Origin of the sequence: Cryobacterium sp. RTC2.1, from assembly GCF_035018685.1 — a bacterium.
GTDB lineage: Bacteria > Actinomycetota > Actinomycetes > Actinomycetales > Microbacteriaceae > Cryobacterium > Cryobacterium glucosi.
Genome location: NZ_JASJXJ010000152.1, coordinates 1 through 9,350, shown reverse-complemented (window position 1 = coordinate 9,350; position 9,350 = coordinate 1). Strand labels below are relative to the sequence as shown.

The following is a 9,350-nucleotide window of genomic DNA, read 5'->3' as shown; positions in this document are numbered from 1 at the left end:
ACCCCGGGCGTGTCACCACCCCCGATGCCCGCCCACGAGCATCCGCGAGAGTACACATTTGGCCCTTAAACCCGCGGTTTAAGGGCCAAAAGTGCGCTCTCGCGGCACGAAAGAAGCCCACCCGACTGCGGGCGGGCGGCGGGCGGGGACGCCGGCGGATACGACAGAGCGCCCGCAACCGCCGCAGGAGCGGTGGATGCGGGCGCTCTGAAACACGGCGTGCGGGTCAGTAGCGGTACTGGTCGACCTTGTATGGGCCGTCGATGGGCACGCCGATGTAGGCGGACTGCTCGGGGCTCAGCACGGTGAGTTCGACGCCGAGGGCGTCGAGGTGCAGCCGGGCGACCTTCTCGTCGAGGTGCTTCGGCAGCACGTACACGCCGACCGGGTACTTCTCCGGGTAGCAGTACAGCTCGATCTGGGCGAGCACCTGGTTCGTGAAGGAGTTGCTCATCACGAAGGAGGGGTGTCCGGTCGCGTTGCCGAGGTTCATCAGGCGCCCCTCGGAGAGCACGAGGATGCTGCGCCCGCTCGGCAGGTGCCACTCGTCGACCTGCGGCTTGATCTCCACCCGTACGGCGCCTTCGAGGGTCTCGAGCGCGGCCATGTCGATCTCGTTGTCGAAGTGGCCGACGTTCGCGATGATCGCGAGGTGCTTCATCTTGAGCATGTGCTCGGTGCGGATTACGTTGAAGTTGCCGGTGCCGCTCACGAAGATGTCGACCTGCTCGACGACCGACTCCAGCCGGGCGACCTGGAAGCCGTCCATCGCGGCCTGCAGGGCGTTGATCGGGTCGATCTCGCTTACGATCACGCGAGCGCCCTGGCCGCGCAGGGCCTCTGCCGCACCCTTGCCCACGTCGCCGTATCCGGCGACGAAGACGACCTTGCCTCCGATGAGCACGTCGGTCGCCCGGTTGAGCCCGTCGGGCAGGGAGTGGCGGATGCCGTACTTGTTGTCGAACTTCGACTTCGTCACCGAGTCGTTCACATTGATCGCGGGGAAGAGCAGTTCGTGGGCGCTGGCCAGTTCGTACAGGCGGTGGACGCCCGTCGTGGTCTCCTCGGTCACGCCGGCGAGACCGGCGGCGATCTCGGTCCAGCGGTTGGAAGATTCCGCGAGCGAGTGACGGAGGACGTCCAGTACCACCCGGTACTCATGGCTGTCGGACGCGGTCGCCTCGGGGACGGCGCCGGCAAGTTCGAATTCGCGGCCCTTGTGCACGAGCATCGTGGCGTCGCCGCCGTCGTCGAGGATCATGTTCGGTCCGGCCCAGGTCTCCCCCGCCGCCGCGGCCTCGATGCTCCAGTCGAAGATCTGCTGGGTGCACCACCAGTAGTCCTCGAGCGATTCACCCTTCCAGGCGAAGACGGGAACGCCGGCCGGGTTCTCCGGGGTCCCGGTCGGGCCGACCGCGATGGCCGCGGCGGCGTCGTCCTGGGTGGAGAAGATGTTGCAGCTCGCCCAGCGCACCTGCGCACCGAGGGCCACGAGGGTCTCGATGAGGACGGCGGTCTGCACGGTCATGTGCAGGGACCCGGCGATGCGTGCGCCGGTGAGCGGCTTCGATTCGCCGAATTCGGCGCGGAGGGCCATCAGGCCGGGCATCTCGTTCTCGGCGAGACGCAACTGGTGCCGGCCCGCCTCGGCGAGCTGCGGGTCGGCGATCTTGAAGATGGGCGCGAGCGAGGGCGCGGTGGACACAGGGGACGAGGCGACAGTCATGCGACCATCATGCCATTCCCTGCGCCGCCCCGGCTGGGTGTGTCCCACGGCCGGGGTTCGCCCTCGCCCGCCCGGGGTTCAGGCGTCGGGGCCGCCCGGGGTGTCCGCTTCGCTCATCGCGCCCATCGTGCTGAGCCGGATGAGCTGCCAGCCGTGCGGGACGCTTGTCAGGCGGGCGTGCCGGTCGCAGAGGTCGAAGGCGTGCGGTTCACGCTCGATCGAAAGCGGGCCGAGCACGGCCATGGAGTCGCCGTAGTCGAAGGTGAGCGTCGCGACGGACTCGTCCGGACAGGCGACGCGGGAGCAAGGGCGGAATGACATTACCGTTCAGGCTACCCGCGTCGGCGCCAGAAGTAAGATGAAGGCATGTCCCGATCCCGTCGATCTGCCGCGCCGCCGCCCGCGCCGATGCAGCGCGGAAGCGGGCGCGATCGGCACGGGCGCGGCATCCGCAGCTCGGCGACGGGGCCGTTCCTGCCGCCGCTGAACACCCGGATCGACCTGTTCGACATGACCGTCGCCTCGACCGTCGACTACCTGCGTTCGGTCTGGCCGGACCAGCTCGCCGACGTGGCCTTCGAGGTCGCGGCAGGCCCCTATTCTGTCGTTCCGGGCGTCGGCGTCGAACGCTGGGCCGTGCACGCCGCCGAGCGGCGCATCGTGTTCTACCGGCTGCCGATCCAGCGCCTCACCCGGCTGCACCGCAATGACGACCTGCACCGCCGCATGGTGATCGAGAGCTGCGTCTTCCGCGCGATCGCCGAGCTGCTCGGCAAGGATCCCTGGGACCTCGCGCCCGATCGCTTCCGGCACTTCTAACAGCACCACTTCTCACAGTGAATGCGGGTGAGCGGATGCCGCCCAAAAAGTAATTCCAAACCGATTCCGTGTCGGGGCCGAACCATTGTCAGCACCACAGACAACCACTTCCCCCACAGACACGAAGGATCACATCATGCGCACTTTCCAGAAGGCAACCATCAGCTTCGCCGCAGCAGCCCTCCTCCTCGGAGGCCTCGCCGCCTGCTCCAGCACCGCGACCGCAGGCTCCGCGGCGTCGACTCCCTCCGCAACCTCCTCGTCCGCTCCGACGCCCGTCGCCTCGATCCCCTCCCTCAAGGGCGTCGACACGGCCGTTCTCCTCGACGGCGACTTCGCCGCGGCGCTCACGAGCCTCGGCCTGACCCCCGGCACCGTCGGCACCGCCACCCTCACCGATGGCAGCCTGCACTTCCCGATCACCGGCGGAAACGTGGACTACTACGACCCCGCACAGAGCTACCGCCCGTTCGTCCAGGGTTCGATCAAGCACGAGGGTTCCGGCTTCTCGCTCACGGCCGGCTCGACCGTCGTCGAACTGACCAACTTCACGATCGACCCCGGCACCTCGAAGCTCTTCGGTGACGTGTCGGTCAACGGCACCTCCGCCGCCACCCAGGTCCTCCTGTTCGACCTCTACGGCGGAACCCTGAAGCCGCTGCAGATGGACGGCGACAACGCAATCCTCGAGGGCACGACCGTGCACATCTCGTCCGTCGCCGCCGGCCTGCTCAACAAGACCTTCGGAACCGACGCCGTCAAGGACCAGCTCCTCGTCGGCATCGCGAAGATCACCGTCGCCACCAAGTAACACCGCTCGAAGCGGGCCCGACCGGCCCGGTTGAATTGCGGACAGAGCACCTTCGTCGACACGACGAAGGTGCTCTGTCCGCAATTCGGCGTTAACCGGCCCGTTTCTGGGGCGGGGTGCGCTGGCGGATGCTCAGCGCGGGGGGCGCAGGAAGCGCACGGCGCGGAGGAGCGCACCGAGCATCCGCGCCCGCACGGCTGGGTCGAGCCGGACGGCCGACCCGGCGAGAACGATGACGAGCGCAGCCGTGATCGCCCAGGTCAGCTCGAGCGAAGGCAGGATCTGCCGCAGTGTGAGAGCGAGCGGGATGGCGAGCCACTCCCAGCGACCGCTGAGCGCCACGAACGGCAGCAGCAGCAGCGCGTACCACGGGTACCGCGGGCTCAGGATGAGCAGGGTGCTGCCGATCATCACGAGCTGGCCGAGCCAGGGCCGATCGGGATCGGTCTTCCAGAACACGAGCGCCGCAATGATCACGAGCAGGCCGCCTGCAACGAAGACCGCGGCACCGCCGGGGGCCACGAGCGAGACGAGCGCAAAGCGTTTGCCGTTGTCGTAGCCCTCCTCGCTGAGATAGCCGGGCAGGTAGCCGAGCACGCCGATCCCGGTCGTGAGAACGTACGGCACGTAGAGCGCGAAGAACGTGACGACCGCGGCGAGGCCGACCTTCCAGCCCTGCCTGCGGAGCATCGCCGGGGCCGCGATCACGGGGACGAGCTTCACGGCGATCGCGATCCCGAGGGCGATGCCGCCCCGCCAATACCGCGCCCGGGTGACGAGAAGCGCCGCGGCGAGGGTGAACACCACGCCGAGCAGGTCGACGTGCGAATTCGTGATCGCCTCGGAGGCCACGAGCGGGCACCACGCCCAGTACGCGGCGAACCGCGGGTCGATGCCGCGGCGCCGCATCCCGGCGAGAAGGAGCACGGTCGTTCCGAGGCTGAGCACCAGCCCTCCGAGTTGCAGCGGCCAGTATGTCGCCGTCGGCGGCACCAGGAAGCGGATGCCCGCGAAGTAGAGCTCCGCCGCCGGCGGGTAGATCGTCGGGACGGTCGGCCGGTTGAGTGCGGTGCAGAGCACGGCGTCCGAGGCGGTCTTGTGCGTCACTACGATGCGCCGGCCCTGGCAGGTCTCCGGGACCGTGCCCGACGGCACCGTCGGCGGGAACAACCACTCCGGGCGAAGGGAGTCGAGCCGGTCGTCGGCCGGGACGTAGGCGTACGGCGAGATGCCGGCGTTCTGCACGATGCCGTCCCAGGCATACCGTGCCGAGTCCGTGCTCGTGTTCGGCGGCCCGATCATCGCCGCGACCCCGATGCCGAGCGACCCGGCGAGCACGAGCGCCACCACGGCGCGCCCCCGGACCCGACGCAGCAGGAAGACGGCCGCTGCGAACAGCGCCCAGAGCACCCCGGTGCAGACCAGGAGGGGGACCGTGTCCCGCGTCGGTTGGAAGAGCGAGAAGACCAGCACGCAGTACCCGGTCAGCGTCGCACTCGCGGCCAGGAGGAGGGAGATGATCGTAATGCGCACGAGGCCATCCTGTCGGAGTTCCGCGGCGAGCGCCGCCGAATCCCGGTTCGGAGAGCCGAACGGACCCGCCCCGTCACGGAACCGTAAGGTGTAGACCCGCCCGCGGGCATCCGCTGGATGGTGCAATGGAACATGCGCCAAGTGATGTACGAAGCCCAGCGAGCACTGGCCTCCCCCGTGCGAAACCCGCGGATGGCGACCGTGATCGGTCGACTGCTCGGGCTCGCCTTCGTGCTGTGCTTCGGCACCGGGCTGTACAGCCACTTTCTGCAGGAGCCGCTGCCGGGCATGCACTTCGCGACCCGGCCGGAGCTGCTCTACCAGTTCACCCAGGGCACCCACATCATCGCGGGCATCGCCTGCTTCCCGCTGCTGCTCGCGAAGCTGTACATCGTCTTCCCCGACCTGTTCCAGCAGCCGCCGGTGAAATCGTTCCTCAATTTCCTCGAACGCGCGTCGATCGCCCTGTTCGTGGGCGCCTCGCTCGTGCAGATCACGATCGGCCTGCTCAACACTTACCAGTGGTACCCGTGGCCGTTCCCGTTCCGGGAGACGCACTTCGCGCTCGGCTGGGTGCTGATCGGATCGCTCGCCCTGCACATCGGCATCAAGCTGCCGATCATCGCCCGGGTCTGGCGCAAAAAGGCCGACGATGGCTCCGGCGACGACGACCACCTGACGGATGCGGTCGCCCGCGACCGCACGGCGACGCCGGAGGCCGTTCGCCTGTTCGGCTCGAGCCGGCCGACCGGGGTCACCGGCCGGCTGCTCGCCTGGATCGACGCGACACCGGACCTTCGGGCGGACGCCACTGCGGCACGCGCGCCGTCAGGGCTCGACACAGGATCCGCCTCAGCTTCCCGGGACGACACGGCCGACGCGGAAGACGCAGCGCGCACGGCTCACACGCGCCTCAGTCGGCGCGGCTTCCTCACCACGGTCGGGGTGAGCGTCGGCACGGTCGTCGTGCTGACCGCCGGGCAGACGGTCGCCCCGCTCGACGCGGTCAATGCCTTCGCACCGCGGAAGAAGGGCGTCGGTCAACAGGGGGTGCCGGTCAACCGCACCTCGAAGCAGGCGGACGTGGCCGCGGATGCCCGCGCGGCCGGCTGGGTGCTGACGGTGGCGCACGCCGGGGTGGAGCGCAGCTTCAGCCGGTCCGAACTCCTCGCCATGCCCCAGACCGAGGTCGATCTGCCGATCGCCTGCGTCGAGGGCTGGAGCCAGCTGGCGCGGTGGCGCGGGGTTCGCCTGAGCGATCTGGCCGATCTGGTGTCGGGGGATGCCGCGGCATCCTTTCGCTTGACCAGCCTCGAGAAGAAGGGCGCGTACCGCCAGACCACGATGGGGTCGGAGTACGTGCGCGACCCGCTCACTCTCGTCGCTCTCGAGCTCAACGGGGAGACCCTCGACCTCGAGCACGGTTACCCTGCCCGGATGATCGCCCCCGGGCGGCCCGGGGTGCTGCAAACCAAATGGCTGAGCCGGATCGAGGCGATGGACGTATGAGTACCGCACGCACTGCAGGAAACCGAAGCGTCGAAGCATCCGGATCCGGCGAACTGGGGCCGGCCCTCCGCGTCACGCGGATCGTGCTGATCACGCTCGGCCTCGCTGGTCTCGCCTGGGGCGCCTATGTACTGTTCAACAGCGTGAAGCCCGCGCGGATTCCCGGTATCGCCCTGTGGATGGGCGCGGCGATCGTGTTGCACGACGGGGTGATCTCGCCGCTCGTGTTCTTCTGCGGGATCCTGCTGCGCCGGGCCGGGCACCGAATCAGCGGAACGGTCATCCTCGTCGTGCAGGGGGCGATTGTGGTCGGCTCCGTCATGAGCCTGATCGTGGTGCCGTTGCTGATCGCGCAGTCGCGCGGCACCGGCAACCCGACGGTGTTGCCCCTCGACTACGGCGTGAACTTCGCCGTGTTCTGGGCAGCTGTCGCCGTCGTCACCGCGGCCGTGTCGTTCGGCCTCTACGCGCGGGGCCGGCGCCGTCTGCGCTGACCCGCGTCGCGCGCGAGAACCGTAAGGTCGGAGAAATTCGCGACACACCGCATCCGCTGCCGGAGGTGACGGCGTGTCGCGAAAAACTCCGACTTCACGCCGATCGAGACGACGGGCGAATGCCCGGTTGCGGGCGCGGGGCGAGCGCGGGGACTCAGGCGTGGAGGAGGCGGGCGAACCAGCGGCCATCCAGGCGCCAGTCGTGCGCGACCCGGAGCCCCGCGTCGGCGGCATGGCCGGCGAGGGCGTCGACGCCGACCTCCGCCCAGGGGAAGACGTCGCTGAGGAGGCCGGAGGCATCCTCGAGCCGGCCCTCGTAGCGTTCATCGCGCGCCGGGTCGTGGCTGACCTCGACGAGGAGCGCGCCCCGGGGCGCGAGAAGTTCGGCGCAGCGGGTCAGGAGCGCGGTCACGTCGCCGCCGATGCCGATGTTCCCGTCGACGAGGAGCGCGCCCGCCCAGCCGCCCTCGAGCGGCATCGGGTCGAAGACGCTGCGCTTGAGCACGCTGAGGCCGGCGTCGACGGCGATCCGTACGGCGGTCGGCGAAACGTCGATTCCAAGCGCGGACAGGCCGCGGTCCATCGCGGCACGCACCATCCGGCCAGGGCCGCAGCCGATGTCGAGGACAGGACCGGTCAGGCCGTCGAGCAGGAGCTGGTCGGTGTCGTCGGCGTCGGCGCTCCACCGGGCGGCGTCCATGGTCGCGGCGGCGATGAGGCCGCCGTCCCGGGAACGGCGGAGGTAGAGAACGTTGTCGGCGTTGCGCAGCGCGGCCGCATAGGGTTCCGCCCCGCCGGCGCCGAAGGTCGCGGGGGCGAGGTCGAGGGCGGATGCCCGCTCGCCGGGGACGCGATCGAGGCGATCGGGTTCGAGGATGTCCCGTTCGAGGATGCGGGCGGCCTGCGCGTTCATGCGCGCACCGGAATTCCGGTGGCGACAGCGCCGGTCGCGTCGCGATCGGCGGGGCGGGCGTCCGTGCGGGCGGCCGTAGCGCCGGGGAGCAGGGCGGCGAGGGTGCGTGCGAAGCGCCCATTCGGAACCGTGGCGGCGACGGAGTGCGCATCTGCGATCGTGTCGACATCGGTGAGCAGGGGCAGGTGCCGCACCCGGAGGCCCGCCTCCTCCAAGCGATCGAGCTGCCGGGCCCCGGTGTCGTCCATCGACATCGCGACGCCGCGAATCAGGTCCCCGCGCCGGGAGTGACCGTTCCGGGAGTGACCACGGCTCGACCCTCCGCGCGGCGCGGCGAGCGCGAGCGCCCAGAAGCCGCCGTCGTCCGCGAGGCCGAGCCAGGCATCCGTGTCGTCTGGCCAGTCGGTGAAGACCGGCGCGAGCAGCTCGGTGGTCACCTGCGGGGTGTCCATGCCGATCAGGACGGTCGGTTCGTCGAGCCCGTCGAAGATGGCGGCGAGGCGTTCGTCGAGACTGCCGGCGACCTGGGGCAGGATCTCGAACTCAGCGGCCAGGCGCGGCGGGGTGACCCCGTCGAAGGCGAGGATGCGGCGCGAGGCCGGGAGGGCGAGCGCTGCGGTCAGGGTGTCGTCGAGGCTCGCGGCGGCGAGCTCGGCGGCCTGCTCGAAGGAGAGCGCCGGGTGCAGGCGGGTCTTGACCCGGCCGGGCAGGCACTCTTTGGCGATCACGACGAGGGCCGTCATTTCCGGGCCTCGCGCAGCAGGGCGGACATGTCGCCGATCGCGGTCACGGTGCCGCGGATCGTTCCGGTCACTTTGCTGCGTCCGACCCGCGGCGAATAGGAGGTGTCGACCTCGCGGATGCTCCATCCCGCGTCGGACGCACGGAGGAACATCTCGAGCGGGTAGCCGCTGCGTCGGTCCTGGAGGTCGAGGGACAGCAGCGCCGGGCGCCGGGCGGCCCGCATGGGGCCGAGGTCATGTATGTTCACACCGGTTGTTCGGCGCAGGCGCCAGGAAAGACTGGAATTGGCCAGGCGGGCGTGCAGTGGCCAGGATCCGCGGGTCGTGGGACGGCGGCGGCCGAGCACGAGGTCGGCGTCTCCGGCGAGGATCGGGCCGACGATGCGCGGAAGTTCGGCCGGGTCCATCGACGCGTCGGCGTCGCAGAACGCTACGATCGGGGCAGTCGCGGCAAGGAGCCCCGCGTGGGCGGCGGCGCCGAAGCCGCGGCGCTCCTCGTGCACGACGAGGGCGCCCGCCGCTGCGGCGATCTCGGCCGAGCCGTCGGTCGACCCGTTGTCGACGACGATCGCCCGGTAGCCCTCCGGCAGGCGCGACAGCACCCACGGCAGGGCGCCGGCCTCGTTGAGGCACGGGAGCACGAGGTCGACCTGGATCGGAGTCATCTTCCGACCCTAAAGGGGCGCCGACCCGGAACAGGGCCGAGAACATTACGGACTGAGGAAGAACACCGGGAGCAGCCCCGCGGCGTTTCCGGCCGGCCGGGGCCACCGTATCCTGAGACCGTGACAGCCCCTTCCAC

10 protein-coding genes are annotated in these 9,350 nt (G+C 69.9%); 4 read left to right on the top strand and 6 right to left on the bottom strand.

What is annotated here, in order from left to right; translation table 11 throughout:
• Positions 1-226 precede the first annotated feature (226 nt).
• Entirely contained in the window at positions 227-1,726 is a 1,500-nt protein-coding gene (gene ahcY / locus QN357_RS15635; protein WP_134449012.1) for an adenosylhomocysteinase, read from the bottom strand.
• Between the two features lie 78 nt (positions 1,727-1,804).
• On the bottom strand, positions 1,805-2,047 hold the full coding sequence (locus QN357_RS15630; protein WP_134449013.1) for a DUF3499 family protein: 243 nt from the start codon (positions 2,045-2,047) through the stop codon (positions 1,805-1,807).
• A 45-nt stretch (positions 2,048-2,092) separates the two neighbouring features.
• Between QN357_RS15630 and QN357_RS15625 the strand changes: the two genes are divergently transcribed.
• Both QN357_RS15625 and QN357_RS15620 read left to right on the top strand, forming a co-directional pair.
• Positions 2,093-2,545: a metallopeptidase family protein gene (locus tag QN357_RS15625; protein ID WP_134449014.1), complete on the top strand. Its 453-nt coding sequence runs from the start codon at positions 2,093-2,095 to the stop codon at positions 2,543-2,545.
• A gap of 136 nt (positions 2,546-2,681) precedes the next feature.
• Positions 2,682-3,356 carry a hypothetical protein gene (locus QN357_RS15620; protein WP_134449015.1) on the top strand — a complete coding sequence of 225 codons (675 nt, stop codon included), beginning with the start codon at positions 2,682-2,684 and terminating at the stop codon, positions 3,354-3,356.
• 132 nt (positions 3,357-3,488) lie between these two features.
• Here QN357_RS15620 and QN357_RS15615 read toward each other — a convergent pair whose 3' ends face one another.
• On the bottom strand, positions 3,489-4,889 hold the full coding sequence (locus QN357_RS15615) for a glycosyltransferase family 87 protein (protein WP_323505163.1): 1,401 nt from the start codon (positions 4,887-4,889) through the stop codon (positions 3,489-3,491).
• 132 nt (positions 4,890-5,021) lie between these two features.
• Between QN357_RS15615 and QN357_RS15610 the strand changes: the two genes are divergently transcribed.
• On the top strand, positions 5,022-6,398 hold the full coding sequence (locus QN357_RS15610) for a molybdopterin-dependent oxidoreductase (RefSeq protein WP_416347624.1): 1,377 nt from the start codon (positions 5,022-5,024) through the stop codon (positions 6,396-6,398).
• The gene (locus tag QN357_RS15605; RefSeq protein WP_323505162.1) at positions 6,395-6,892 is read left to right on the top strand and encodes a hypothetical protein; all 498 of its coding nucleotides are present in this window, start codon (positions 6,395-6,397) and stop codon (positions 6,890-6,892) included. The genes QN357_RS15610 and QN357_RS15605 overlap by 4 nt, the downstream gene beginning before the upstream one ends.
• 154 nt (positions 6,893-7,046) lie before the next feature.
• On the opposite strand, the gene QN357_RS15600 is transcribed toward QN357_RS15605, so the two are convergent.
• From QN357_RS15600 to QN357_RS15590, 3 genes are read right to left on the bottom strand one after another with little or no spacing between them, the layout of a single operon-like run.
• A complete protein-coding gene (locus QN357_RS15600; RefSeq protein ID WP_323505161.1) occupies positions 7,047-7,805 on the bottom strand; it encodes a class I SAM-dependent methyltransferase in 759 nt (252 codons plus the stop codon).
• Positions 7,802-8,548, bottom strand: a complete 747-nt coding sequence (locus QN357_RS15595) for a TIGR04282 family arsenosugar biosynthesis glycosyltransferase (RefSeq protein WP_323505160.1) — start codon at positions 8,546-8,548, stop codon at positions 7,802-7,804. The genes QN357_RS15600 and QN357_RS15595 overlap by 4 nt, the downstream gene beginning before the upstream one ends.
• Positions 8,545-9,213, bottom strand: coding sequence for a glycosyltransferase family 2 protein (locus tag QN357_RS15590; RefSeq protein ID WP_323505159.1), 669 nt, complete (start codon positions 9,211-9,213; stop codon positions 8,545-8,547). Before QN357_RS15590 ends, QN357_RS15595 begins: the two co-directional genes overlap by 4 nt.
• Positions 9,214-9,350: the final 137 nt, after the last annotated feature.